Source organism: Corynebacterium sp. UMB6689 (assembly GCF_030215295.1).
Classification (GTDB): Bacteria; Actinomycetota; Actinomycetes; order Mycobacteriales; family Mycobacteriaceae; genus Corynebacterium; species Corynebacterium aurimucosum.
Genome location: NZ_JASOLS010000005.1, coordinates 105,955 through 130,246, shown reverse-complemented (window position 1 = coordinate 130,246; position 24,292 = coordinate 105,955). Strand labels below are relative to the sequence as shown.

24 protein-coding genes are annotated in these 24,292 nt (G+C 60.9%); 7 read left to right on the top strand and 17 right to left on the bottom strand.

The features are described 5' to 3' along the window. Positions 1–9 precede the first annotated feature (9 nt). Positions 10–477: an ASCH domain-containing protein gene (locus QP363_RS04405; RefSeq protein ID WP_070644315.1), complete on the top strand. Its 468-nt coding sequence runs from the start codon at positions 10–12 to the stop codon at positions 475–477. Here QP363_RS04405 and QP363_RS04400 read toward each other — a convergent pair. The 6 genes from QP363_RS04400 to QP363_RS04375 form a co-directional block, all read right to left on the bottom strand. Continuing rightward, positions 474–980 (bottom strand): GNAT family N-acetyltransferase, encoded by a 507-nt coding sequence (locus tag QP363_RS04400; RefSeq protein WP_070644312.1) that lies wholly within the window; start codon positions 978–980, stop codon positions 474–476. The genes QP363_RS04405 and QP363_RS04400 overlap by 4 nt on opposite strands. Before the next feature lie 402 nt (positions 981–1,382). Next, on the bottom strand, positions 1,383–1,937 hold the full coding sequence (locus tag QP363_RS04395; protein WP_070644310.1) for a CAP domain-containing protein: 555 nt from the start codon (positions 1,935–1,937) through the stop codon (positions 1,383–1,385). A 677-nt stretch (positions 1,938–2,614) separates the two neighbouring features. Beyond that, on the bottom strand, positions 2,615–3,514 hold the full coding sequence (locus QP363_RS04390) for a glycine betaine ABC transporter substrate-binding protein (protein ID WP_070644309.1): 900 nt from the start codon (positions 3,512–3,514) through the stop codon (positions 2,615–2,617). Between the two features lie 64 nt (positions 3,515–3,578). Beyond that, positions 3,579–4,457 carry a glycine betaine ABC transporter substrate-binding protein gene (locus QP363_RS04385; protein ID WP_070644306.1) on the bottom strand — a complete coding sequence of 293 codons (879 nt, stop codon included), beginning with the start codon at positions 4,455–4,457 and terminating at the stop codon, positions 3,579–3,581. 66 nt (positions 4,458–4,523) lie between these two features. Next, on the bottom strand, positions 4,524–5,396 hold the full coding sequence (locus QP363_RS04380; protein ID WP_070446289.1) for a proline/glycine betaine ABC transporter permease: 873 nt from the start codon (positions 5,394–5,396) through the stop codon (positions 4,524–4,526). 3 nt (positions 5,397–5,399) lie between these two features. Further along, entirely contained in the window at positions 5,400–6,596 is a 1,197-nt protein-coding gene (locus tag QP363_RS04375) for a glycine betaine/L-proline ABC transporter ATP-binding protein (RefSeq protein WP_070719581.1), read from the bottom strand. A gap of 277 nt (positions 6,597–6,873) precedes the next feature. Here QP363_RS04375 and mmuM point away from each other — a divergent pair, with 277 nt between their 5' ends. From mmuM to QP363_RS04360, 3 genes are all read left to right on the top strand, one after another. Continuing rightward, positions 6,874–7,752 carry a homocysteine S-methyltransferase gene (gene mmuM / locus QP363_RS04370; RefSeq protein WP_284762941.1) on the top strand — a complete coding sequence of 293 codons (879 nt, stop codon included), beginning with the start codon at positions 6,874–6,876 and terminating at the stop codon, positions 7,750–7,752. 53 nt (positions 7,753–7,805) lie between these two features. Next, a complete protein-coding gene (locus tag QP363_RS04365; RefSeq protein ID WP_070446284.1) occupies positions 7,806–8,192 on the top strand; it encodes a hypothetical protein in 387 nt (128 codons plus the stop codon). 71 nt (positions 8,193–8,263) lie between these two features. After that, positions 8,264–8,758, top strand: coding sequence for a gluconokinase (locus QP363_RS04360; RefSeq protein WP_083313793.1), 495 nt, complete (start codon positions 8,264–8,266; stop codon positions 8,756–8,758). A gap of 166 nt (positions 8,759–8,924) precedes the next feature. On the opposite strand, the gene QP363_RS04355 is transcribed toward QP363_RS04360, so the two are convergent. The 6 genes from QP363_RS04355 to QP363_RS04330 form a co-directional block, all read right to left on the bottom strand. Next, positions 8,925–10,319, bottom strand: a complete 1,395-nt coding sequence (locus QP363_RS04355) for a GntP family permease (protein WP_284762984.1) — start codon at positions 10,317–10,319, stop codon at positions 8,925–8,927. A gap of 84 nt (positions 10,320–10,403) precedes the next feature. Then, positions 10,404–11,561 (bottom strand): alpha/beta hydrolase family protein, encoded by a 1,158-nt coding sequence (locus tag QP363_RS04350; RefSeq protein WP_284762939.1) that lies wholly within the window; start codon positions 11,559–11,561, stop codon positions 10,404–10,406. 185 nt (positions 11,562–11,746) lie between these two features. Then, positions 11,747–13,129, bottom strand: coding sequence for a hypothetical protein (locus QP363_RS04345; protein WP_070730601.1), 1,383 nt, complete (start codon positions 13,127–13,129; stop codon positions 11,747–11,749). 410 nt (positions 13,130–13,539) lie between these two features. Beyond that, a complete protein-coding gene (locus QP363_RS04340) occupies positions 13,540–13,896 on the bottom strand; it encodes a cation transporter (RefSeq protein ID WP_256364860.1) in 357 nt (118 codons plus the stop codon). 77 nt (positions 13,897–13,973) lie between these two features. Then, positions 13,974–15,326, bottom strand: a complete 1,353-nt coding sequence (locus QP363_RS04335) for an MFS transporter (RefSeq protein WP_070446275.1) — start codon at positions 15,324–15,326, stop codon at positions 13,974–13,976. A gap of 138 nt (positions 15,327–15,464) precedes the next feature. After that, the gene (locus tag QP363_RS04330; RefSeq protein ID WP_284762937.1) at positions 15,465–16,604 is read right to left on the bottom strand and encodes a helix-turn-helix domain-containing protein; all 1,140 of its coding nucleotides are present in this window, start codon (positions 16,602–16,604) and stop codon (positions 15,465–15,467) included. 141 nt (positions 16,605–16,745) lie between these two features. Here QP363_RS04330 and QP363_RS04325 point away from each other — a divergent pair, with 141 nt between their 5' ends. Together QP363_RS04325 and QP363_RS04320 are read left to right on the top strand one after the other, a co-directional pair. After that, entirely contained in the window at positions 16,746–18,338 is a 1,593-nt protein-coding gene (locus tag QP363_RS04325) for an amidohydrolase (protein ID WP_284762936.1), read from the top strand. Positions 18,339–18,347: 9 nt separating this feature from the next. Next, positions 18,348–19,583, top strand: a complete 1,236-nt coding sequence (locus tag QP363_RS04320; RefSeq protein ID WP_284762935.1) for a M20 family metallo-hydrolase — start codon at positions 18,348–18,350, stop codon at positions 19,581–19,583. Positions 19,584–19,616: 33 nt separating this feature from the next. Here the strand turns inward: QP363_RS04320 and QP363_RS04315 are convergent, their stop codons facing one another. From QP363_RS04315 to QP363_RS04295, 5 genes are all read right to left on the bottom strand, one after another. Beyond that, on the bottom strand, positions 19,617–20,063 hold the full coding sequence (locus QP363_RS04315; RefSeq protein WP_070644274.1) for a MarR family winged helix-turn-helix transcriptional regulator: 447 nt from the start codon (positions 20,061–20,063) through the stop codon (positions 19,617–19,619). 55 nt (positions 20,064–20,118) lie between these two features. Next, positions 20,119–20,514: an MmcQ/YjbR family DNA-binding protein gene (locus tag QP363_RS04310; RefSeq protein WP_236659315.1), complete on the bottom strand. Its 396-nt coding sequence runs from the start codon at positions 20,512–20,514 to the stop codon at positions 20,119–20,121. Between the two features lie 233 nt (positions 20,515–20,747). Further along, positions 20,748–21,548: an enoyl-CoA hydratase-related protein gene (locus QP363_RS04305; RefSeq protein WP_070644272.1), complete on the bottom strand. Its 801-nt coding sequence runs from the start codon at positions 21,546–21,548 to the stop codon at positions 20,748–20,750. Positions 21,549–21,551: 3 nt separating this feature from the next. Continuing rightward, complete coding sequence (locus QP363_RS04300; protein ID WP_284762931.1) at positions 21,552–22,523, bottom strand: nitronate monooxygenase family protein; 972 nt, start codon at positions 22,521–22,523, stop codon at positions 21,552–21,554. A 77-nt stretch (positions 22,524–22,600) separates the two neighbouring features. Next, positions 22,601–23,011 carry a thioesterase family protein gene (locus QP363_RS04295; RefSeq protein WP_284762930.1) on the bottom strand — a complete coding sequence of 137 codons (411 nt, stop codon included), beginning with the start codon at positions 23,009–23,011 and terminating at the stop codon, positions 22,601–22,603. 87 nt (positions 23,012–23,098) lie between these two features. On the opposite strand from QP363_RS04295, the gene QP363_RS04290 reads away from it, so the two are divergent. Then, the gene (locus QP363_RS04290; RefSeq protein WP_284762928.1) at positions 23,099–24,280 is read left to right on the top strand and encodes an acyl-CoA dehydrogenase family protein; all 1,182 of its coding nucleotides are present in this window, start codon (positions 23,099–23,101) and stop codon (positions 24,278–24,280) included. Positions 24,281–24,292: the final 12 nt, after the last annotated feature.

Genomic DNA, 24,292 nt, shown 5'->3' with positions numbered 1-24,292 from the left:
TGTAAACGTATGACTCAGGACGCTTTGAAACCTATAGCGGAACTGCCCCGCGGTGAGTTCGCATTCCCTGGCCCGCTTCGCGACGCCCTCGTCACCGCCATCCTGAACAGCACCAAGACCACTACGACGTCCTTGTTGGCCGAATATCCGCACGGCTACAGACCGCAGGAGGACGTGGGCAACCTCGAAGCAGTCCTCGATTCACACGACAACGTTGTGTGCGTCATCTGTATCACCGAGGTCCAGGTCTGTCGGCTCGCCGACGTCAGCGACGAGCACGCCATCGCCGAGGGCGAGGGCTACATCAATGCCGACGAATGGCGCGCCGGGCATGAACAATTCTGGCGCTCACCCGAGTTCGTTGAATACATCGGGCAGTTAGACATCAACGATGACACTCAGGTGGTGTGCCAGCGTTTCACTGTCGACTCGCGGTACCCGACCAAGGGGTTGGTGCCGTGGAAGGCCGAAACCTAGGAGAGGCGGTACACCTCGTAGTCATCCGGCACACCTGCGCCGGGAACGTGCTGCAGACCGAGCTTCAATGCTAGAGCAATCGAAGCCTCGTTGGTGGGGTCGATGATGGCGACGACAGGGAGCTGCGGGAAACGTTCTCGCGCACTGGCAATCGCAACGGACGCAGCCTCCTTGGCAAAGCCCTGTCCCTGTGATTCGGGTGCGAAGCGGTAGTAGAGGTTGAGTACTTCTTCACCAGCTTCCTCGCTATGGCGCACACCGGTGAAACCAATAGTGCTGCCATCAAGCGTGGACACCACGTAGTAGCCCAGCTGCTTCTCTCGCCAATTGGCTTGCCATGCGCGTGCCAGCTCCACGGCTTCCTCCCTAGTCTTCATAGCCAGTTCAGGGCGGTGCTCGTAGGTGCGGGCATCCGAGTGAATGGCGAAGATGGCGTCAATATCGGCATCCGTCGGCACCGCAAGGAGAAGCCGGGGAGTGCTCAGAGCATGAGTATCATTCATTGTGATTTCCTGACGTTGGAGATGCTGTCAAGTCAGGCTACCTAATTTGTACGCGCGAGATGCAGTCGATTTCTGCGTTGGGGCAACCTTATCGTTAAAGCTGGTTATCGGGTGGTTGCCTTTAAAGGCGCAGCAGCCTACATAGTCGTTCACCGACAATCTAGGCGCTGGTGCGGCTGGTACCTGATGGACGGGTGCAGTTTGCCGAGCTTTCTGCTCCGCTAGGTGAGCAGCCTCAGCTGCTTTCCGCTCTGAACAGCAAGCAGCCTCAGCGTGTGATCCTCACGAACGCTGGGATCGGGGGGCGTACCGAGGCTGCCGATCCAAAAATCCCTGAATGGCGCCCTGTAAAGAGAAAACCATCTCTCTACCGGGCGCTTTTAGTAGCGGGGCGCACGAAGCCTACCGCCCAAAGTTCTGCACAGCATACAGCTTGCCATCAGCACCGATGGCCATGCCGATGCCCACGGACGTGGCTCGGGGGTCGAGCAGGTTTCTGCGGTGGCCGGGGGAGTCCATCCACAGCTGGACAACGCGGGCGTCGGAGTAGTCGCTCCATGCCTGGAGGACGTTCTCGCCCCCGGCTGGCAGGCCGGCGGGGTAGTGGGTCCAGTAGTTCGGGCGGTGTCGGGTCTTGCCATCGCGGCTTAGGGTGTTGGCCCAGTCTTGTGCGAGGTTGGTCAGATTCGTGTCAACACGCAGCGGTGCGAGGCCATTGGCCACGCGTTGGGCATTGGTTTGCTTAATAATGCCTTGCACACTGGCGGATGCGCGGGGAGCTGGGGCGGCTGGGCCGCTAGCAGAGGGCTTTGTATTGAGGAGCGCGGCCGGGGCGGAAGAACCGAAGGAACTAGCAGCCTGAGCAGGGGTGTTGAGGGAGCCAGCGAAGAGTGCTGCGGTGGCAGCAATCGGGACGACAATTTTTGTGGCGGTATGTCTAAAGTGGAGGCGGAACATAGTGGGCACCTCTTTCTGCTTCAGGGTTAAGTGGCAGCTTTTTGCCGCGTACCGATCGGTACTTTCACTTAAAATTAAAGCTCTCTTTGGCGCAGAAAGACCAGTTGACCAGCAGTTTTAAGCTTTGCCTTTATGTTTGTCGCCTTTCATGTCTCGCCCCTTAGGCTTCTTTAGATTTCCCCTACTTTCGGCCCGACTTTGTAAAGGTTGAGCCGATTGTTTCAGTCAGTGGGGGTAATGTGCGGGGGTGCTCGCTCAGGATTGTAGCCTTGTGTTCAGGGGTTTTAGGTGAAAAGGGGGCAACTATTGTTGAAACCTTGGCCGTTTCTTTGTAAAAGCATGGAGACTTTCTGTGAACGTATAGCGTGCACTTATGTGTAGTGGGGTGGTACGGCAAGTGAAAGTGCGACGACGAGCGCGAATGGGCTTGAGCGCGGGGCATTTGTCCCGTTTGAAGATTAGGAAAGATAATACTGCTATTGGGGTGGGCTATTTGAGTGAGGTGTGGCGGTTGCCGGTATATCAAGAAGGGCCGCTCGGAAAGCTTGCTCGGCATGGCAGTACGGTGAGTAGCCGAGCTAAGCAGCGGGATCGGCAAAGCCCCGCATCACGTCAGATTACGCAATGCGGGGCTAGTTCGGCGCTACGGGTTCAGCGCTAGGAGCGGGTGAGGGAGTTTACTTGATGTCCTTTACCACGTCCGGGTTCTTGTCCAGCCACTCCTGGACGGCCTCCAGCTCCTTGCCTTCGCCGTACTCGTTGACCACGAGGTCTTCCAGGGTGCCGTACTGTTCATCATCCAGCTTCAGGCCCTTGAGCCACTCGGCCACCTCAGGGTTGTCCTCCTCGAAGCCGTCGCGGGCTAGCCAGTGCAGACCCTCAGTATCACCCAGGGTGCCCTTCGGGTCCTCGAGGTCCTTGACTGGGAACTTAGCGTTAGCCCAGAACGGACGCCACAGGGTGACTACGATGTCCTCCTCAGCGTCGGTAGCGGACTTCAGCTCAGAAAGCATAGCCGGGGTGGAAGAGGTGGACAGGTTGTAGCCGTCCAGCTCGTAGCCTTCGATGGTCTCCTGGGAGGCCTTGGTCAGGCCTGCGCCCGGCTCGATACCCACGACCTGGCCGCCGAAGCGGTCAGCCTGGCCCTTCAGGTCCTCAATGGAGTTGACATCATCCATGTACTCCGGCACTGCCCAGGTCAGGCGGGCATTTCCGTAGTAGGCGCCATAGTCCTCAATCTTGTCGGAGTACTTGTCCATGTACTGCTTGTGGGTGAACTCGGACCAGGCAGACGGGTAGATGTCGATGTCGCCGGAAGCGAGGGCGGTGTAGACCACGGCGGCGTCGTTAAGCTGCTCGTGCTCAACGGTGTAGCCGGCCTCCTCCAGCTTGTTCTGAAGAAGGTGGGCAGTGGACAGGCCATCGGTCCAGGACGGAATGTAGCCCATGGTGATGGTGCCCTTGTCACCGTCATTGTCGGAGCCAGATGCGGAGTCCGAGGAGTCAGAGGAGCAGGCCACGAGGGAAGCGCTCAGCGCGAGGGCAGAGACGGTGGCCAGAATCTTACGGGAGAACATTTTTGATGGTCCTTTCAGATATCGAAATGGTAATGATAGGCGCGGTGCCACTCACGCCGGAGGTTTAAGCGTCATTGAGCTTGGGCAAAGCATCGCCATGGGTACCGAGCCACTCTTGGACGGCTTTGTCTTCGTCGCCATCCTCGTACTCGTTGACGATGAGGTTTTCGAGGGACTCGTACTGCTCCTGATCCAAAGTGAGGTTCCCGAGGTAGTCAGCGACGTCGGGGAACTGCTCGCTAAAGCCCTTGCGTGCGAGCCAGTGCATGTTCTCTGGCTCTCCCATGGAACCTTCCGGATCCTCTAGGCGCTTGATGTCGTACTGGCTGTTGGCCCAGAAAGGGCTCCAGAGGGTGACGACGATGTCCTCTTGATTGTCGATGGCATTTTCTAGCTCAGCCAGCATCGCTGGGGTGGAGGAGGTTGCCAACGTGTAGCCTTCATCCTCCAAGCCATAAGCATCGACGGTGTTGGAGGACAGCTCAGTCAGGCCTGCACCGGGTTCAATTCCGACGATTTTCCCGCCGAAGCGATCCGCCTGCCCCTTGAGATCAGAGATGGAATTGACATCGTCCATATAGGTGGGAACCGCGAAGAAGCTTTCGGCCTTGTCGTACCCAATTCCCAAGTCTTCGAGGTTCTCGCCGTACTGGTCCATGTATTTCTTGTGAGTACGCTCGCTCCATGCCAGCGGGAAGATATCAATGTCACCGTTATCGAGTGCGGTGTAGAACACGGCGGCGTCGGAGAGCTCTTCGAGCTCTACGTCATAACCTGCTTCGGTGAATTGTTCTTTGAGGAGGTTGGCCCCGGATACCGTATCGGTCCACGCAGGCATGTAGCCGAGGGTAAGAGTCTTATCCTCGCCCGAGGAAGAGCAGGAGGCCAAACCACAAGCTAAAGCCGCAATAGAAACGGCGGCCACTATCTTGTTTTTCAACATTGTGAGTCCTTCTTGTTCTTTGTGTTGACTGTTTTCGGTCTGTCTAGGGTTTCTCCGTGCGCGGTATTACTTGCGCACCAAGTTCAGAATCGAGGCCGGGTAGCTCTTGAGCGAACCCAGAGCCGCGGTGAGGCGGTCAAGGAAGACAGCCAAGATAACCACAGCGAGTCCGGCTTCAACACCCTGCGCAATATCCAGGGTGGAAATGGCGGAGACCACTTCCTTGCCTAGGCCGTCCGCGCCCACCATGCCGGCGATGACCGCCATGGACAACGAGAGCATGATGACCTGGTTAATACCGGCCATGATGGTCGGCACGGCCAGCGGGAGCTGGATGCCCTTGAGGATCTGCCAATTGGTGGCACCGTAGGACTTGCCGGCCTCTACGGTTTCGCTATCCACCTGGCGGATGCCCAGTTCGGTCATGCGCACACCCGGAGGCAGCGCGAAGATGATGGTGGAGAAAATGCCCGGGACCACGCCGATAGAGAAGAATGTCACCGCTGGGATGAGGTAGACAAAGGCCGGCATGGTCTGCATGAAGTCCATGATGGGGCGGATGATCGCGCTGGCAGTGTTCGACTTTGCTGCCCAAATGCCCAGTGGAACCGCCAGGATGGTGGCAGACAAAGTAGCAATGAGCACCAGCGACATGGTCTCCAACATGGTGTCCCATTGGCGCATGCACATCACCAGCAAAAAGCCCAGGGCGGAGCCGATGGCGAACTTGGGCGAGCGGAAGAACCAACCCAACAACGCCAAGATGACGAGCATGATGATGCCAGGGACGGAGAGGAGCACCTCTGAGAAACCGTCAATGAGGAAGCTCATGATGGCGGAGAAGGCGTCGAAAAGCACGGCGGCGTTATCGGTGAGCCAGTCAATGCCGTCCGAGACCCAATCGCCCACGGGGATGCGGGGCAATGCGTTTTGATCCATGGCTTAGTTCTCCTCTCCAGTGGTGTCGATGTCACTCGATGCGGCGGACAAGAGAGTCACGCGCGGAATAACACCGGTGAACTTGCCGTTTCCGTCGACAACGAGCAGAGGGGTCGTGGTGTCGGCGGCATATCCGAAGAGCTCCGCAATGTTCTGGCCCTCATGGACAATGTGCGTGGTGCTGGAATCCAGTGGCAGCTCGCTGTTGCCGTTGCGCACCGCCTTGGCGATGTCCTCTTCCCAGACCACGCCGGCTGGTGTGCGGTCGGCATTGAGCACCACGAGCCAGGAGTTTTGAGATTCGCGCAGGAGCTTTTGCGCGGTGAGCGGGCCCTGGCTCGCGTTTAGGGTGTTCTGTGGGCGTTCGACGATATTCTCCGCATTGAGTACGCGGGAGCGGTCGACATCCTTAACGAAGTCGGCCACGTAATTATTGGCGGGGTTTTGCAAAATCTCTTCGGCGGTACCAATTTGTTCCACTCGGCCGTCGCGCATCATGGCGATGTGGTCACCAATACGCATGGCTTCGTTGAGATCGTGGGTAATAAAGACGATGGTCTTGTTGAGGGAAGCCTGTAGGTCGATGAGCTGATCCTGCATGTCCTTGCGGATGAGCGGGTCCAATGCGGAGAACGCCTCATCCATGAGCAGGATGTCTGTATCTGCTGCCAGCGCACGGGCGAGGCCCACACGCTGCTGCATGCCGCCAGAGAGCTCGTCTGGCATGGAATCACCCCAGCCCTCGAGTCCCACCATGGCCAAGGCTTCTTCTGCCTTGGCCTCGCGCTCTTGCTTTCCGACGCCCTTGATTTCCAGCCCATACGCAGCGTTCTCACCGACAGTGCGGTGGGGTAGCAAAGCGAAGGACTGGAAAACCATGGAGATACGGTCGCGTCTTACAGCGCGTAGCTCCTCCTCCGACATGGCTGCTAAGTTTTGGTCGCCAATGAAAATCTCGCCTGAGGTGGCATCCCACAGACCGTTGATCATTCGGATGAGCGTGGACTTTCCGGAGCCCGACAGGCCCATAACAACGAAGATCTCCCCCGGTTCAACCTCAAAGCTGGCATCAATCACCGCGGCGGTGAGGCCCTGCTCGCGGAGATCTTCACGAGTAGACCCATTCTTGAGGGATTCCACCCCTCTCTTGGCATGTTTGCCAAAGACCTTGTACAGATTCTTGGCAGTAATCGCTGCCATTTCCCCTCCTTGCTGCGGGAATCGCTAACTCGTCCACCGTGTCATGACATCCAGATTGTTTCAACCAAAAAATCAGCTTGCGGACAGGTTTTGCAGTTAGCTGCGCGCTCGCGGCGCGTGTTGTGAAGAGTGCAGTCCCATGCCTGAGTGCTGCGGATACTTAGGGTTCTGACGTGGTGGGGGAGTCCACCAATCTCAAGCGAATAACGAAGCTATAACAACTTCCTGTTGTCGAGCTGGACCTTGCGGGCACGGTGCGCTGCTAGGCTCGTGCGTTATGGCACTGTGTGATGCGCCGATGCTTGTCGACGGCGGCCTCGGAACCCACCTTGAAGCCCAGGGGCATGACATCTCTGGCCCGCTGTGGTCGGCGCGGGTGTTGCGGGAGAACCCCGCGCTCATTGAGTCTGCGCACGTGGACTTCTTCGCCGCCGGCGCGCAGGTTGCTACCGCGGCCTCCTACCAAGTCACCTTCGATGTGCTTGGTGAAGAAGCGGAGAAGCTTCTTCGCCGCAGCGTCGCAGTGGCCCGTGAGGCGGTGCGAGTGGTCGTCGACAAGCGCACTGCCCATGGTGATCTGCTGGTCGCTGCATCCATCGGCCCCTATGGTGCGGGTCCGGGGAAGGGGACGGACTATGACGGTGCTTATGATCTGCGTCGCGGTGAGCTACAGCGCTGGCATGCCCGCAGGATAGCGGTACTCGCGGATACTGATGCCGACTTCCTCCTTGCGGAGACCATTCCCAACGTCGAGGAGGCGGCCGCATTGCTCGAGCTTCTTGAAGCACAGCTTAAGCCCTTCGCACTGAGTATTACCGGCGCCATCGCGGTGGACCCCGAGAAGCTCTCGCGGGTTATTGAGCTTGCCAACCAGTCGCCGCGACTGGGAGCCCTGGGCGTAAATTGCGTCGACCCATCACGGGCATGCGCGGTGGTGAAGCAACTGCGAAGCGGCACCGATAAGCCGCTTCTGGCCTGCCCCAACAGCGGGGAGAACTGGGACCACGGCGCTTGCGACTGGCGTCCTGCTCCCGTCGGTGCTATGAACCTGACCGACGCAGCGGTGGAGCTTCAGGCTGCAGGCGTTAGCTTGCTGGGCGGCTGTTGCCGTGTGGGGCCTGCCGAGATTCGGCAGTTGCGCAGCGTCATCAGTTAAGCCGGGGCCGGCAATGCCGAGAAAAACTGTGGCGCGGGAGATAGAGTGTTCCTATGAAAAAGTTTCCTCTACTCGCCGCATCCGCTGCACTTCTCATCACAACGCTGTCCGTGCCCGCCGCCAACGCTGAGCTGACTCAGACTGAGCGGGACCAGTTCCGCACCGATCCCGTCGGGGCGATTGCTTGGCAGGCTATTAAGGGCTCCTCGGAATACGTGCGCGCCGATGGCAACACGATGATGGCCGCGTCCTTCTTCTCCATGACTTCGCCTGGGGAGAGTATCGGCCTGCCAGCCCTGGAGAACTGCGCCGAGCGCGTCGGCTCCTCTTCGCCGGCAGGCGGTGTGCGCTACGTGGCGGCTGCCTTGTGCGCAACCTTCGACCGGAATGCCCGCAGTCAGGTGCAGCGCGGTGACTTTGGCTACGCGCCGCTGGGCTAAGCCGCGCCGTATTGAACCGCGCTACGTCACGTAGTGCGTAGCGCATAAAATCGGGTGGCGTGTGAAGGAGGATGATGCACAAGCACGTTGTGATCATGGGAGTCTCAAGCTGCGGTAAGTCCACGGTCGGGGAGTTGTTGGCGCAGCACACCGGCCTTCCCTTCCAGGACGGGGATGACATGCACCCGGCAGCGAACATCGAGAAGATGGCCTCGGGACAGGCGCTTGACGACGATGACCGGAAACCCTGGCTCGAATCCATCGGCCGCTTCCTCGCAGACCAAGAAGGTGGCGCCATCGTTGGTTGCTCCGCGCTCAAGCACTCCTACCGCGAACTCATTCGCGCCGCAGCGCCAGATACGGTCTTCGTGCACTTGCACGGCTCCTATGAGCTGCTCAAAGAGCGCATGAGTCAGCGTTCTGGGCACTTTATGCCTGTATCCCTGCTTGATTCGCAGTTCGAAACCTTGGAGGAACTGCGCCCAGAGGAAGCAGGAGTGGTGCTGGACGTCAGCGCCACCCCGGAGAAGCTTGCCGCCGCGGCGGCCGAGTACTTGCGGGCTTAGCTGGTGCTTCCTGACTTAAGTCATGGGTGGATGAGCAACGCCACTCTTGCACTGCTACTTGGTGTTGTTCGGCGGTGGGGTGGGATTGTTCCGCACTAAAATGGCCAAGTCAGGTTTCAGGGTTAGCTGGTGCTTTCGAGATCCTGCCGCTGCTCCAGCTGCGGCACTAGAGCAGCGCGGCAGCACCGTAGAAGATAAGGACAATGCCGAAGCCAATCGAGGAAATCAGAGCTTGGTTGACGGTCCATGTCCGCAGTGTGGTCGACACGTCCATGCCCATGAGCCGGCCGACGAGCCAGAAGCCTGAGTCATTGACGTGGCTGCCAAAGACTGAGCCAGCGGCGGTGGCAAGCGTGATGAGGACCAGCTGAATTTCATTGAAACCGCCGGCCTCGACGGCAGGCACCATGAGCGCGGCGGCCGTGGTGAGGGCAACGGTGGCTGAACCTTGCGCCAGGCGCAGGGCTACCGCGATGAGGTAGCAAGCCAGGATAACGGGGATGCCAAGGTCGGACATGGAATCCGCCAACGCATCACCAATGCCGCTGGTACGCAGTACCCCACCGAACATGCCGCCGGCACCGGTGATGAGGATGACGGAACAAATGGGGCCGAGCGAGGACTCCACAGTCTTCTCAATGGCACTCTTGCCTTCCCCGCGGCGCAGACCCAGCACGGCCATCGCCGCGAGAGTGGTAATGAGCAGTGCGATCGGGGTCTGGCCTAAGAAGATGAAGAAGCGCACCCACGTGGCCGAAGGATCGACGGCGCCAGCCGTGCCCAGCGTGGTCAAGCCGGTATTGCCAAAGATGAGCACCATGGGGATAAGCAGGATGCTGATGACCGAGGCCGGGGAGGCAGGGCGATCTGGCAACTCGGCATCGCTGACCAAGGCGCCGGTTATGGCCTCTTCCAAGCGGTAGGGATACTTCTTTCCTAAGTGGAGCCCAAAGCGGTAGCTGGAGAGATACCACGTGGGCAGCGCAACGAGGAGGCCGAAGATGAGGATCAGGCCGATGTCCGCGCTGAAGAATTCACCGGCCGCGACGGGGCCCGGGTGCGGCGGCACGAAGACGTGCATGACGGAGAAAGCACCGGCCGCAGGAATGCCATAGGCCAGGACTGGGCCATCCAAGCGCCTGGCCACGGCAAAGATGACCGGGAGCATCACCATGAGCCCCGCGTCGAAGAAGATGGGGAAGCCCATAATGAGGGAGGTCATGCCCAGCGCCAGGGGCGCTTTGTTTTCGCCGAAGAGTTTCACGAGGGCGTCGGCAAGCGTTTTAGCGCCGCCGGAAGTCTCCGCTAAGCGCCCGATCATGGCGCCCAGGCCCACCAACAAGGCCACGGAACCGAGGGTCGAACCGAAGCCGCTCGTCATGGTGGGAACCACGCCATCCAGCGGGATTCCCGCTGCCAAAGCGGTGAGCGCGGAGACCGTGACAAGGGTGACGAAGGCGTGCACCTTGAAGTGGATGACGAGGATGAGGATGACGGCAATGGCCGCCACCGCAATTCCTAACAGAGGTCCGGCGCCCAGCGTGGGCTCCCAAGTATCCATGACATTCATGAATGCTGATTTTACGTGCGCGCTGCGTGGTGATCTAGAGCTCACACGCTTCAGTTGTGTGCGGGATCGCCGGTGCTAGTTCACTCCGAGTGCCGGGCCCACCGTGGCCCAACTGATGGCCAGCTCTCGGCGGAACAGCCCCCACGTGTGGCGCCCGGCCGGAAGCTCGTAGTAGTCAAGATCAACGCCAGCGGCGGTGGCTCGCTTGGCGTAAAAGGAACTGCACCAGTAATCCAAGCGTTCGTTGAGGCCCAAGGCTGGGAGTGGTGAGTCCTCAATATCGACGTCAAAGTCTGCTGGGCCACCGCGGGAGACGATGACAAAGGTCTTCCGACCCTTTTGGTGTTCGAGGTTGAGAACCGGCGAATGCTGCGCCCACGCCGGATCCCACGGCGCGCCGAAAGAACGAGCTGGGTCCGTACCGTAGAAAGCCGCGCTTACCCATGCGAAGGACTGCGCGAGGATACCTGTGGTCGAAGGGCAGCCGGAGAAGGAACCAGCAACCTTGAACCGCGGATCAAAGGTCGCCAGCTCTAGAGCTGGGCCGCCCGAGTTGCTCACGCCCGCGATGCCGTCGCGGCCGTTGCCGTGAAACTCGGCGTCGATAAGCTGCGGTAGTTCCTTGGTGAGATAGGTGGCCCACTTGTATTTTCCGTGGGTGTCATGGGGCTGCGCCCAGTCGGACATCATCGAGCCATAAGCACCGCGGGGTGATACGACATTCACCTGCTTGTCGCGGAAGAACTCGGAAGCTCCGCCACCGTCCCACCACAGTGCGTCCTCGCCCCCGCCGGCGCCGCCCAGCAGGTAATAGGTCGGGCGAGGCTGAGTATTCTCTAATCCTCCCGGAGGAAGAATGATGTCGTTGGTGATAACGCGGTCCATGGCCGGTGAATAGGCCTTAAGTTCCCACACGTTGTCTTGGATATGCCGCAGCTCGCGCAGTTGTGACGGTGCAGTGGTCGCCGGTGGGCGCGTAGCTTCTGATGCGACCGTCGGGATTCTCACTTGCTGAAGTAACTTCCCCCAAGCAGCGAAGATATTATCGGCGAAGAGCACGGGCGCCAGCGGGCCCAGGGCTATGGGATCGAGGGCACTGGAGTGTTGATCGATGTTGGCGATATCGCTGCTCATCGCATCTGGCGCCTGTGCGTGTGCCGGTTGAGCGTGAGTGGAGGAAAGGATCAGCCCCACTGAAAGAAGGCCCGCTAGTGCGGTGCGAGAGAAATGCATTGGTTCACAATAGCCAACTAATTGTGTACCGCGAAATGCCGTCTGCGATATGAGAGCCTCGTGAAAGAGCCGCTGGGCACAAAGAAACCCCGACCGCGTATGGCGGTCGGGGTCCTCTCACTCTCTCACTGCCGGACTAAGCGCCGGCGGGCTGCACTCTCTGTGAAGCGGGCGTGGGGTGTTCCTTAGAACAGGCCCTCAGCCTTCTTGCCGGTGTCCTTGACGGTGATCTCGCGGGAGTCAACGTTCTGGTCGTTGTCGGTGGAGTTATCACCCTTCAGGCGGGAAATCTGGGTCACCTCGATGTAGTTCTTCAGGCGGCCTTCCTTGGTGTTGCCGTCGCCGAAGTCCAGGTTGGCAACGCGAGCGCTCTCGCCAGCGTTAATCGGGTTGGCCAGGGTGACCTCGAAGGAGCGGGTGGAGGTCTTCTCATCGAAGCCCAAGTCGCGGATGTGCGCACCGTTGGAGGAGCGCGGGGTGATGAGGCGGTCAACGCCCTTCGGGCCCTCAGCGGTCTTGACGTCAACGCGGTACTGGACAGCTGGGAAGTCGCCGTAGTAGCGCTCGGTGCCGACGTTCTCCAGGCGGAGAGCAACGGTGCCGGCAAAGCCTGCGTGCTTAGCGCCGGAGGTGGTCAGAACCGGCTTCAGGTCCAGCTTCTGCTTGGCCTCATCGGTCTTGCCGTTATCAAGGTCCTCCTGGACCTTCTTGTCGGCTTCCTCTTCCTTCTTACCCTCAGCCTCGGACACGGCCTTCTCCTCCGGAGCGACCTCGTTGTCCTTGATGACCTCGGCGTCAGCCTCCGGGGACTTCTCTTCCTCAACAACCTTCGGGTCGTTGACGTCGGTGGTGTTCTGAGCGTCCTTGTTTGGAGCGTAGGAATCAGCGATGTCGTCGTAGAGCTTGACGCGAACCTCGTTCTTCATCGGCTGCATTGCGGACCAGAAGGTCGGGGTGGACCAGGTGCCGTTCGGCTTGCAGTACTGCTGGGTACCGGTCATGTTCAGAACGCGGAAGCCGTAGGTAGCTTCACCGGTGTGGTTCGGCGGAACATCGTACGGGCCGATGGACTGGCCAGCCTCCCAGGACAGGGAGTAGGACGCGGAAGCACCGAGCTTGGTAGCAATCTCGTGGGAGACGCCGAAGGAGCCCTCGGAGTTCTTGCCGGAGCCCTTGCCGCCTGCGTTCATGGAGGTGGTCTCAGTGCGGTCACCGTTGACGGACAGGGTGATGGACTGGGACTTGGACAGGTCCTGCTGCAGCGGGATGTCCTTCTTGGTCTGGTTGGTGGTGGAGATGGTGCCAGCCGGCATGAAGTTATCGGTCACCTTGTAGACCACGGTGCGGTGGTCCTCCCACGGGTTGCAGACCGGGCGCGGGTTGAGCACGTTGGCCTTCATGTGGTCGGAGCCGTGGGACGTGTGAACGATGGGCAGCTTGGCGTTCACAGCCGGGGTCTCCGGGTAGGACTCGGTCTGGGTAGCTGCGGAGGCAGCCGGCGCGATGAGGGCAGTGCCTGCAATCGCGAGGCCGGCGATGAGGCTGGCGGTGCGACGACGCTTGGTCATTGTTGTTCTCCTGGATGAAAATTTTTGGGGCAATGTGGTGACGCACTGCGGTGGCGCTGTAGGAGCGCTGTTGTGCCCAGTGCGTGACGTGTTGCAACGATAAGACGCTTTTCAGGATCGCGCACCCTTAGAATTGTTAATATTTTTGCCCATGGAAGTATATTTCGATCGGGTGGGTCTGAAGTGAACATTTCACTAAGAAATTTGCGCCAACCTTGGTTTTGTCCCAGTAGACCGTATTCTGGGAAAACGTCTCTTTGACCGTTCGTTCACAAACTAAAGAATGACCCCATCGAGGGGTGCTTAAGGGGTGCGTTAGGGATGGTCGGCGGGTGGTTTGGCCCTGAGGGGGCAGGGATGTGGGCGCAGCCGTAGGCTTCTGAATTAAGGGATTTCTTAAAGGGGCTGCGTCATTCTTCTTCGATCTCCGGGTCTTCCGAACGGGCTTGCTCGAAGACCTCTGCCGCGGCGCGCAGATTAATGGTGCCGATGATGAGGCCGACTACGATATCCGGCCACGGGCTTGCCCATGCCAGCATGAGAAGGCCGGCGCCAAGAATGAGAATGTTGGCGGCAACATCGTTGCGCGCGGCCAACCAAGCACCGCGCGTGAGCGCGCTGCCGTGACGCAGTTGCAGCAATAACACCGCGCAGAGCAGATTGATGAGCATGGCGGCTACGGCCGTGCCGGAAAGCGTGAGCGGCTCGGGCACGGCGCCAGTGACGATCTTCCATATGGCCATGGCATAGGATGCCACGGCAGGAATCAGGATGAGTCCGGCTAGGCCATAGCTTGCTTTGCGACGCCGAGTCCCAACTTATTTTTCTTATGAGCGGTTGTGTATTAGTCGACGATGGTGACGTCGTCCTCGCGGCGGTGTCTTTCGCCGGCGAAGCCACCGAAGGCTGTAATGAGCGCGGTGGCGGCCAGGATGATAATTCCCGGTGTAGAGCTAGGCGTGTCATTGGAGGCGTTCAGCGCGGTAGCGAGGAAAGGCAGCAGTCCCGATACTGCCGACGCGATATTGGCAGAAATGGCCACCCCGGAATAACGGACGTTAGCCGGGAAGATCTCTGAGAGTAGGACGCCCGACACGGAATAGGTGATTGTAACTAGGGACAGTCCAATGCAAACAGCAAGCGTGAGTAGTACAGCATTGCCGGTATCGATCATCGCCCACAGCGGCCACGCCATGATGGCGGTGGCAAGCGCGCCGTATCCGATAACGCGACCGGGGCCAATCTTTTCGCCGAGGCGGCCGAAGATGATGTTGATAAAGATCTGGCACACAGCGCCGAGGAGGGTGGCGTTCACGACGGTCTGGCGCTCGAAGTCCAGCGTGGTTGTGGCATAGGAGAGGACGTAGGTGCTCATGACGAAGAAGCCGCCGATTCCTAGGAAAGCTGCCGCAGAGGCGAGGCATAGTTGTGGGAAGTGTTGTGTGAAAAGCTCCTTCAGGGAGCCTTGGTGCGCGGCTTCGTCTGCCTCGGCCTCCTCTTCGAGTGCTTTGTAGACCGGGGATTCCTCAGCCTTCGAGCGAATCCACAGTGCTACTGCCAGGAAGGGGAAGGCGATGAGGAAGGGGATGCGCCAGCCCCATGAGCTCACCGCGTCATCACCGAGCATGAGTACAAGCGCGAAGGCGCCGGAGGAGAGCAACGTACCGGCGGGGGAGCCGATTTGCACGAAGGCTGCGTAACGGCCGCGCTTTTCTGCCGGCGCGTGTTCGATAGCCATGGTTGTTGCACCACCCCATTCGCCGCCGACGGCGACTCCCTGGAGCAGACGCAGGATGACCAGAGTGATAGGTGCCCAGATGCCAATGCTGTCAAAGGTGGGCAGGAGGCCAATGACTCCGGTGGCTACTCCGATAACGACGATGGAGATGATAAGGGCTGGTCGGCGCCCCATCTTATCGCCAATTTGCCCGAAAATAACCGCGCCGAGTGGGCGGGCGAGGAAGCCTACGCCGAAAGTGGCGAAGGAGGCGAGGGTGGCGCCGGTGCCCGACATTCCAGAGAAGAAGAGTTCGTTGAAGACGAGCGCGGCGGCGGTGCCGAAGAGGAAGAAGTCATACCATTCGAGGGCTGTGCCGACGAATGCGGAACTGGCGATGCGGAAGACGTCCTTTGAGTCGACCTTGATTTCCTCGGCGCCGGATTGGGCCGAGGCGGCCGGCGCTGCATGGGTAGTCATATCGAGGTGCTCCTTATGTGAAATGCATTACCTTTCTATGGAACATTAGGTGCGCGTCACCTTGGGGTGAATGGGGTGGAGAGTTTTCTATGCATTGCCCCACTGGCTGAGTGCTGTGGTTGTGTCTGTGCACAAGTGCTATCGGGCAGTGCGATGGAGTGCTAGCAAAGCTCGCGCGGCATCCTTTGGGCGAGTGATGTCAAGACCGGTGAGTTCGTTGACGTGGCGTAGGCGGTTGAGCACGGTATTACGGTGGCAGTGCAGCGCTTCCGCGGAATCCTTGATGGACCCGCAGTTCAGGTAGGTGGTGATGGTCAGGTAGAGCGGTGCGTGGTGAAGCCGTAACTCGGCGATTGTCTGGGTGAGCTCCGTCATGCCGCTGGCGGTGAAGTCTGCGAGGGCATCTCCTGCGACGGCCCAGAGTGCATCGGGCGCTTCGGTGAGTTGGTTCAGCGGCCCGGTGGCGTCGAAGATGTGTGGTGCCTGATGTGCAGCCGCGTGCGCTCCGGCTAGTCCGGTGACGTTGCGAAAGAGCACCCCGGAAATATCTGCCAACTCTTTGGTCCTGCGTCCTGTGGAATGGCTGATGGGGCACTGTTCACTGGGCCAAAAGGCCACAAACATCCCGCGCACACCGTGGCCGAAGGCCTTGCCGGAGGAGATGGGTTCGTCGAGAAGCGCGCGCAACTCCACCGCCGCAGTGGGATGGGCCACCACGACATCGAAGTGGCAATCGGCATCCAGGTTGAGCGCGCGGGTGATTTCCGCAATGCCGAGCGTGCCCAGTGATTCGGCCGCAAAGAGCCTTTCCAAATGTCGGGCGTGGGCGCGGTGCACGTCGTGCTGCCCGCGCGCTTCTTCTAGGCGGTAGGCGTCGCGTACCACCAGGTTGTACATCGTCACAACGGAATGCAGCTGGGTCACGTGGTCGATGAGCACTTCCTGGTCCGCGCCGGCGGCCCGGCGTAAATGCTCCCAGAGGACCGTGAAGTCGAGCTGGATGGCGTCGATCAGCGTTGCTAATTCCACGCCCTGGTGTGCGCGCCGCCGACCCAGGCTCTGCGCGTGGGCGCGCAGCTCCTCCTCATCCATCGCGCCGACCAGCACATCGGAGATGCGAGCGAGGACCTCAAAGGCTGTAAGGCGTAGCTCGTCCTCGCTCACTAGTGAGTCGCCATAGCGCCCTGAGCGGCTAAAGGCGGTGAGGAAATCCTCCACCAGCCGGGGGATGGTGCCCTGGACATCCGCAACGATATCGTGCCAGCGTTGTTCGTGCATGTGCACAACGCTACACGGTGGTCACTGGTGAATTGCCCTCAATGTGGAGAGGTGTATCACTTCTGCGTTTAACCTGTGGGGGTGGACACAGCACGCACCGCGTGCAGTTCGTCGGAGAAACAGGAGAACACAGGAGGACGCATGATCACGCGCATCGACAACGCCCACATCCTGACCCAAGACCCTGCGCGGCCGGTCACGGATGCGGTGGCCTTTGCCAACGGGCGCATCCTGGCAGTGGGGCAGGCCGCCCGCGACCTGCCCGCTGACCAGGTGTGCGATGCCGGCGGGCGCACGCTGAGCCCTGGTTTTAATGACGTGCATTCCCACACCGTGTGGTTCGGACAAACGCTGCTGGAAGTCGACCTCTCCCGGGCCACAACGCCAGAGGATGTCTACTCTGCATTGCACGAGGCCGAGCCGAACCCCGACGGCTGGGTAGTAGCAGCAGGGTTTCGTCCCTCCGGGCTGGATGCGTCGGTGGAGATAGAGCAGCTCGACCATGCCACCGGTGGAGCTCCGCTGCTCATCAAACACAACTCGGGTCACGCCTACACGGTCAACACCGCGGCCCTGCGCGCGGCGGGCATCGACCCCGCCAACCCGCCGGAGGTGGAAGGCGGTGAGTTTGTTCGCGATGCCGATGGCCACTGCACTGGGCTGCTCGACGAAAACGCTATGCGCGCTATCCAAGAGGTGACACTGCCGGAATCCGGCGAGGAGATTGCCCGCGCCCTGGAACTGGCCACGCGCCGCTACCTCGAACGTGGACTGACCTCTGTCACGGATGCCGGTGTGGCTGGCGGCTGGATTGGGCACAGCCCGCGCGAGATTGCGGCCTATCAGAACGCCACCCTGCATACCCGCATGCAGGTGATGGTGACCATGGATGTGCTCGACGAGATTTCCGGACACGCCTCCGACGGGCCCGGCTGGGGCCTGGATGGTGGCCTGCGCACCGGCTTCGGCGATGAGTGGCTGCAGATCGGCCCCGTCAAGATCTTCAGCGATGGCTCCCTGCTGGGAACCACCGCCGCGCTGAGCGAAAACTATGCCTGCTGCTCCCACCACGGCTACTTCCAGGGGGATCCGGAGCAGATGCGCACCCGTGCGTTGCAGGCGGCGGATTCGGGCTGGTCACTGGCCATCCACGCCATTGGTGATGCGGCGGTGGATTTTGCGATAGAGACGCTGGAGGAGGCCCTCGACAAGCATGGCGTGCCCGCCATGCCGCACCGCATCGAACACGGCGGTGTGGTGCGCCCTGACCAGATTGAGCGCCTGCGCGGCCAGCCCATCGTGGTGGTGCCACAGCCGCTGTTCATCCAGGCTTTCGGTGATGCGATGGCGGACGCCCTCGGCCCGGAGCGCACCGCGTGGAGCTACCCAGGCAAGCGGCTTCTCGACGCCTCCCTCATCCTCCCCGGCAGCTCCGATCAACCCGTAGCACCCGGCGTGCCCCTGGACGTTATGCAGGCCTTCGTGGAGCGGCGCACCGCCTCTGGCCGGGACTATGGGCCTAAGGACCGTCTGACCCCAGCCGAGGCCCTCTATGCCTATACCGCCGGTTCGGCCGCGGCGACGGGCTGGGCCGGGCGCAAGGGGCAGGTGATGCCGGGGCAGCTGGCAGATTTTGTGCTGCTTTCCCAGGACCCGCTGCAGACTGATGACCTATCCACCATCGACGTGGCCGCCACCATCGTGGGCGGCGAGCTGCGCTACGGAAGTATTTAAGGAGTAGACATGCGAGCAACCACCAACGAACAATTCCTGGCCGATTTCCAGGCCATGTCCGCCAACGGTGCCACCCCGGGCGGTGGCGTGGAACGGCAGGCAGCCAGTTCCGGCGATAACCTCAACCGCGCCTGGTTCCACGAGGTCCTAGAGTCCCTCGGGGCGCGCGTCATCTATGACGAGATTGGCAACCAGTACGGACTCTTCGAGCTTGCCCCCGGCGCCGAGTACGTGGGCCTGGGCTCACATCTGGATTCGCAGCCCTTGGCAGGCCGTTTCGACGGTGCTTATGGCGTGCTGGCCGCAGCCCATGCGGCCGGGCGCGTGGCGCAGTCGGGTGCGAAGGCACGCTATAACCTGGCGGTCATTAACTGGTTCAACGAGGAAGGCTCGCGCTTTGCACCTTCCATGATGGGCAGCTCCGTGTTCGTGGGAACGCTGGCGCTTGATCGCGCCCACTCCGCCACCGACCTTGCCGGCGTCACTGTGGCGCAGGCCCAGGAGGAAGCCGGATGGGCCCCGCGCGGTGAAGCCCCGAAGCTTGCGTCCTATGCGGAGATCCACGTCGAGCAAGGTAAGGAACTTGAAGCTGCCGGCAACACGATTGGCCTGGTTACCGCCACGTGGGGTGCGAAGAAATTCCAGGCGGTGGTCTCCGGTGAGCAGGGCCATACCGGTTCCACTCTGATGGCCGATAGGAAGGATGCGCTCTTCGGTGCCTCCCTCATCATTGCTTCAGTAGAGCGCCTCACCCACGAATTCGCCGAAGGCCAGCTGCAGGCTTCGGTCTCGCAGCTAACACTGGAGCCGAACTCGCCCGTGACCATCGCCCGCGAGGTGCGCTTCAACGTGGATGTGCGCTCACCCTCCACGGAGGTGCTGGAGAAAGCCCAAGCGCGCCTGCAGGAGATTATCGCCGAAGCAGAGGAGGAATCACGCACCTCGGTCGAGCTATCCCCAACGCACGAGTGGGCACTCAACCCCTACCCAGCAGCCGGCGTGGCGCTCGCCCAGGAGGTCGTGGAGGAGCTGGGCTACTCGCACCAGGAGATCTACACGGTGGCCGGCCATGACTCGACCAACCTCAAGGAGGTGGTGCCGACGGTCATGCTCTTCATCCCCTCCGTCGACGGCATCTCACACAACGAAAAGGAATTCACCACGGAGGAAGACTGCGTGGCTGGGCTGGACGTGCTGGCGCACGTGGCGCAGCGCCTCGTGGAAAACGGTTGCGGGGAGGATTAGGCCCCTAGCGCGGTCCTGCACTAGTCATCCGCGCTAGTCCTCATCACTCCACGGCACATACCCGAAAGCCTTCAGCGCGGTCTCGAACCCACGCTTCATGGTGGTTAACTCTTCCTCGCTGAACTCATAGGTGCGCAGGCGCGCCGGGCCGGTGAGGGGGACGTGGAGCAGGAAGCGCCGGCCTTCCTCTGTGATGCTGCACAGGCGGCGGCGCAGGTCCTCTGGATCATCGTCGATGGCAATGAGCTCGTCACGCACCAAGCGCTTGACCGCCTGCCCGATGGTGGCGGGCTGCCAACCCAGCTCCTTGCGCAGTTGCAAGATGGGAATGGGGCTCTTTTTATCGATCAGCCGGAGGAGCGAAAGGTGCGAACCGGTGATGCCGTACTCGCGGCGTGCTTCGGTATCGAAGCGCGCGCGGGCGCGCTCGAAGCGGCGGTATTCCGCGATGGTCTCATCGATGAGGTCAAAATCCGTCACGTGATCAAGCCTAAGAGCTCGGGGTTGGTGGCCGCAAATGTTTATAGCGGCAACTCTATCCAAAGGTGGAGGGATCGATGGGGCGTTGTGAACGGGGGAGCTTTTCTACTACGAGGCGGTACGAGTCCGTCACGAGTTCGGCCAGAAGTTTCGGGGTCAGCTGGGGAGCTGGGTGCACCGACACCCAATGTCTCTTATTCATGTGGTAGCCGGGCGTGATGAAGGAGTGCTCGCTACGCAACGCTTCTGCATCCAGGGGATCGGCCTTGAGGATGGCCTGCTGGCGGCCAGTGACCGCAGTGAGAAGGAGGAAGACCTTGCCGCGCACCTTAAACACGTCCCAGTCTGGTCCAAAAGGATGCGTCAGCGTGGCGCCAGGGAGTTCCATGGCGTGGGCGGTGGCACTGGAGTGAAGGTCCAGGGCGCTGGAGCCGCTTGAGCAGGAGTTCATGTGAACCAGACTAGGTGAAAACACCGTTGGGCCCCGTCCTCCGATTCCTCGGGGAGGGGCCCAACGGCGTCTCTATCAAGTCCCTCCAACTATCAGCCATTGGCCGCCCTCTGGAGGGTGAGGGGTTCTCTCTCTCGCATGCGCTCTCTCAAACGCACAAGACAAAGTATGGCGGGCGACGCTGGAATCACCTTGTGCTCTCCCTGGCAGTTTTCTGCTAGTCAAAACTGGCCCTAATCAAAGCGTGCGGGACGCTTCTCCAGAAAAGCCATGACGCCTTCCTTGTGCCCGTCCGAATCCATCTGCGCGTACTGCGTGGGCTCCTCCCACGCGAGCTGCTCATCGAGCTGCCCTAGGGCTGTGCGGTTGATGGCCTCCTTGGCCTTGGCCAGGGCATCGCGCGGCGCGATGTGCAGGCGCTGCGCTAGCTGCAGCGCGGCCTCGAGGGCGTGGCCCTGGTGCGCGCGTTGGGCGACGATCCCAGCTGCCTCCGCTTCGGCGACACCGAGCTTGTCCTGGAGAAGTGCCAGTGCAAGTGCGCGGTGACGCCCGACGGAGGCGAGCGCGGTGAGGCTTACGCCGCCGTCGGGGATGAGGCCAATCTTGCCGAAAGGTAGCGTGAAATAGGATTCTTCACCAGCGACGATGAGATCACAGGCGAAGGCTAGCGAGGCACCTGCGCCAGCGGCCGCGCCTTCGACGGCGGCGAGGACGGGAATCTCGGCGGCCTGGATTTCGGTGACAAGCGCATTGAGCTGCGGCAGCATGGTGGACTCGGCAGGGTTAGGAGCTTTTCCCGCGGCCTGCGCGGCGGCTGCTGAGTGTGCGGCGGCGACCAGATCCGCGCCGGCGCAAAAGGCCGTCTCATCACCGGTGATGATGAGGGCGCGGACGGAGGGGTCTTGGGAGGCGGTGGCAAGCGCTGCAGAGAGTGCGAGACAATGCTCCTTGGCAATGGCATTGCGCCGCGCGGAGTTGTTGATCTGGGCTATGAGCGCTGAGCCTTCGCGGTGGGTGAGGATGGCGTCGGTCATGGATTAGTCCTTAACAAGCTCGGTGAGGGAGGAAATGATGCGTGCGGCATCGGCGGAAATGCGAGAGACGATGTCAGAACACGGAGCGACATCGTGGATAAGTCCCTGCGAGGTACCGCAGGTCCACACGCCGGCATCCAAATCACCAGTCTCGTAGACGGCACGGCCGCGCTTACCGGCGACGAGGTGGCGGATATCCTCGAAATCAGCGCCTTGGGCGAGGCGCTCGGCCACCTCATCGCTCACGGCATTCTTGGCCACGCGTGTGGAATTGCGCAATTCGCGGAGGATGAGCTGGGTATCCAGCTCGCTGCGCTCCACGATGGCCTGCTTGACGTTCTCATGCACTGGGGCTTCCGTGGAGGCCACGAAGCGGGTTCCCATGTTGATGCCCTCGGCGCCTAATACCAGTGCGGCGGCTAGCCCGCGGCCGTCCGCGAAGCCACCCGAGGCCACGATGGGAATGTCCAGTTGGTCGGCGGCGGCGGGGATGAGGACGAGGCCCGGGATATCATCCTCGCCAGGGTGCCCGGCACATTCGAAGCCGTCGATGCTGACGATGTCCACGCCGACTTTCTGGGCGCTGAGCGCGTGCCGCACGGAGGTGCATTTGTGGATGACAGTGATGCCAGCATCCTTGAAAGCCGGCATGTGGTCCTTGGGGTTGTTACCGGCGGTTTCTGCGATCTTCACGCCTTCCTCAATGATGACGTCGCGGTACTCCGCATAGGGCGGTGGGGTGATTGCCGGCAGCATGGTGAGGTTGACACCGAAGGGCTTGTCCGTGAGCTCGTGGGTCCGGCGAATCTCGTGGCGCAGATCCTCCGGGGTGGGCTGGGTGAGCGCGGTGACGACGCCGAGGCCACCGGCGTTAGATACGGCTGCGGCGAGTTCGGCACGGCCGACCCACTGCATGCCGCCTTGGATGATGGGATGCTCGATGCCGAGCCTCTCGGTAACACGGGTGGAAATCATGAGGATTGTGCTCCTTCGTGGTGAGGAAAGCGTGGGGGAGTGATGACTGAGTTCCTGAACTAAACGGCGGTGAATGGCTATTCGGAAAAATGGGAACGTAGTCGCTCGATAAGGTCATCGGATAGGGCGATGGGGCGGCGCGCGGAGACGTCGATAAGCACCAGCGTCGCCGTGGCAAACACGCACGGGGTGCCATCCTGAATGAGTTCGTGGGCGACTTGATAGGAGGTGTTTCCGATGCGGGAGATCCACACGCGAGCCTCGATGGAATCGGTGTAGGTGAGCTCGGCGTCATACTGGACTTCGAGGGATCGCACCACGTGAGCATAGGAATCGGTGGCGACAGGGTCGGTGAGAGTGGCGGCTGCACGGACACGCGCCTCCTCCAGGAGGGTGACCACTGTGGCGTTGTTGACGTGGGCGTTGGCGTCTTGGTCGGACCACCGCAAGGCGAGGGTTATGGGGATGGCGTTGGTGGGCGCGCGCATTGTTCCTCCTGGGGCGAGCGGGTAGAGTGATGTACATTACTATACATACGAATTGTGGTTCGTTGCTCGAATCGTGAGGAGAATGCCATGACGGATCTTCTGGGAATCGATGCTCTGCTGAGCGAAAAAGAAAAAGCTACCCGCGACCGCGTTGCCGCACTGGTGGATGAACACATCCGGCCGCATGTGGGGCAGTGGTACGAGGAAGCGATGCTGCCGGAGTCGATCTTCCCGGTGCTCGCGGAGGCTGGTCTGTTCGGAATGCACCTGGAAGGCTATGGCTGCGCCGGGCGCTCCGCGGTTGAATACGGACTAGCCATGCAGGAGCTGGAAGCAGGGGACTCCGGTATCCGCACGGTGGTATCGGTGCAAGGATCGCTGGCAATGTCGGCGATTTATAAGCACGGCTCGGAGGAGCAAAAGCAACACTGGCTTCCCAAGATGGCCGCCGGTGAAGTCATCGGTTGCTTCGGGTTGACGGAGCCGACTGCCGGTTCGGACCCGGCAAGCATGGCGACGGTGGCGCGCTACCGCTCTGGTGAATGGGTCATTGATGGTGCGAAGCGTTGGATCGGTTTGGCGAGCGTTGCTGGGGTAGCCATCATCTGGGCGAAGGTTTCTGAGGAGGACGCGGCGGCTGCCGGGGTGGAAGCGGGCGTGCGCGGGTTCATCGTGCCGACGTCTACGCCAGGCTTTAACGCCACCCCAATTACCCGCAAGCTGTCCATGCGCGCTTCCATTCAGTGCGATATTGAATTGGGCAGCGTTACTCTGCCTGCTGATGCACTGCTGCCCAAGCATCCAGGGCTCAAGGGTCCGTTTATGTGCTTGAACGAGGCTCGCTTCGGCATCAGCTTTGGCGCTTTGGGCGCTGCTCGTGATTCTTTGGAGGCGGCTCTGGCCTATGCCAAGGAGCGCAAGCAATTCGACCGCTCACTGGCGTCCTTCCAGCTCACCCAGCAGAAGCTGGTGGACATGGCGGTGGAGCTGAACAAGGGGCAGTTGCTGGCACTGAACCTGGGCCGCGCCAAGGATGCAGGCACGCTGGAGCCCTACCAGATTTCGGTGGGCAAGCTGGCTAATTGTCGCACCGCCATCGACATTTGCCGCCAAGCCCGCACCATCCTGGGCGGCAACGGTATCACCGCGGACTACTCGCCGCTGCGCCACGCCGCCAACCTGGAATCAGTGCGCACCTACGAGGGCACCGATGAGATCCACACGTTGATTCTGGGGCGCGTGCTGACGGGGGAGCAGGCGTTTAGCTAGAAATAAGCCCGA

Coding starts and splice junctions, on each gene's coding strand:
- QP363_RS04405 (WP_070644315.1), top strand. CDS start 10: ATGACTCAGGACGCTTTGAAACCTATAGCGGAACTGCCCCGCGGTGAG.
- QP363_RS04400 (WP_070644312.1), bottom strand. CDS start 980: ATGAATGATACTCATGCTCTGAGCACTCCCCGGCTTCTCCTTGCGGTG.
- QP363_RS04395 (WP_070644310.1), bottom strand. CDS start 1,937: ATGTTCCGCCTCCACTTTAGACATACCGCCACAAAAATTGTCGTCCCG.
- QP363_RS04390 (WP_070644309.1), bottom strand. CDS start 3,514: ATGTTCTCCCGTAAGATTCTGGCCACCGTCTCTGCCCTCGCGCTGAGC.
- QP363_RS04385 (WP_070644306.1), bottom strand. CDS start 4,457: ATGTTGAAAAACAAGATAGTGGCCGCCGTTTCTATTGCGGCTTTAGCT.
- QP363_RS04380 (WP_070446289.1), bottom strand. CDS start 5,396: ATGGATCAAAACGCATTGCCCCGCATCCCCGTGGGCGATTGGGTCTCG.
- QP363_RS04375 (WP_070719581.1), bottom strand. CDS start 6,596: ATGGCAGCGATTACTGCCAAGAATCTGTACAAGGTCTTTGGCAAACAT.
- mmuM (WP_284762941.1), top strand. CDS start 6,874: ATGGCACTGTGTGATGCGCCGATGCTTGTCGACGGCGGCCTCGGAACC.
- QP363_RS04365 (WP_070446284.1), top strand. CDS start 7,806: ATGAAAAAGTTTCCTCTACTCGCCGCATCCGCTGCACTTCTCATCACA.
- QP363_RS04360 (WP_083313793.1), top strand. CDS start 8,264: ATGATGCACAAGCACGTTGTGATCATGGGAGTCTCAAGCTGCGGTAAG.
- QP363_RS04355 (WP_284762984.1), bottom strand. CDS start 10,319: ATGGATACTTGGGAGCCCACGCTGGGCGCCGGACCTCTGTTAGGAATT.
- QP363_RS04350 (WP_284762939.1), bottom strand. CDS start 11,561: ATGCATTTCTCTCGCACCGCACTAGCGGGCCTTCTTTCAGTGGGGCTG.
- QP363_RS04345 (WP_070730601.1), bottom strand. CDS start 13,129: ATGACCAAGCGTCGTCGCACCGCCAGCCTCATCGCCGGCCTCGCGATT.
- QP363_RS04335 (WP_070446275.1), bottom strand. CDS start 15,326: ATGACTACCCATGCAGCGCCGGCCGCCTCGGCCCAATCCGGCGCCGAG.
- QP363_RS04330 (WP_284762937.1), bottom strand. CDS start 16,604: ATGCACGAACAACGCTGGCACGATATCGTTGCGGATGTCCAGGGCACC.
- QP363_RS04325 (WP_284762936.1), top strand. CDS start 16,746: ATGATCACGCGCATCGACAACGCCCACATCCTGACCCAAGACCCTGCG.
- QP363_RS04320 (WP_284762935.1), top strand. CDS start 18,348: ATGCGAGCAACCACCAACGAACAATTCCTGGCCGATTTCCAGGCCATG.
- QP363_RS04310 (WP_236659315.1), bottom strand. CDS start 20,514: ATGAACTCCTGCTCAAGCGGCTCCAGCGCCCTGGACCTTCACTCCAGT.
- QP363_RS04305 (WP_070644272.1), bottom strand. CDS start 21,548: ATGACCGACGCCATCCTCACCCACCGCGAAGGCTCAGCGCTCATAGCC.
- QP363_RS04300 (WP_284762931.1), bottom strand. CDS start 22,523: ATGATTTCCACCCGTGTTACCGAGAGGCTCGGCATCGAGCATCCCATC.
- QP363_RS04295 (WP_284762930.1), bottom strand. CDS start 23,011: ATGCGCGCGCCCACCAACGCCATCCCCATAACCCTCGCCTTGCGGTGG.
- QP363_RS04290 (WP_284762928.1), top strand. CDS start 23,099: ATGACGGATCTTCTGGGAATCGATGCTCTGCTGAGCGAAAAAGAAAAA.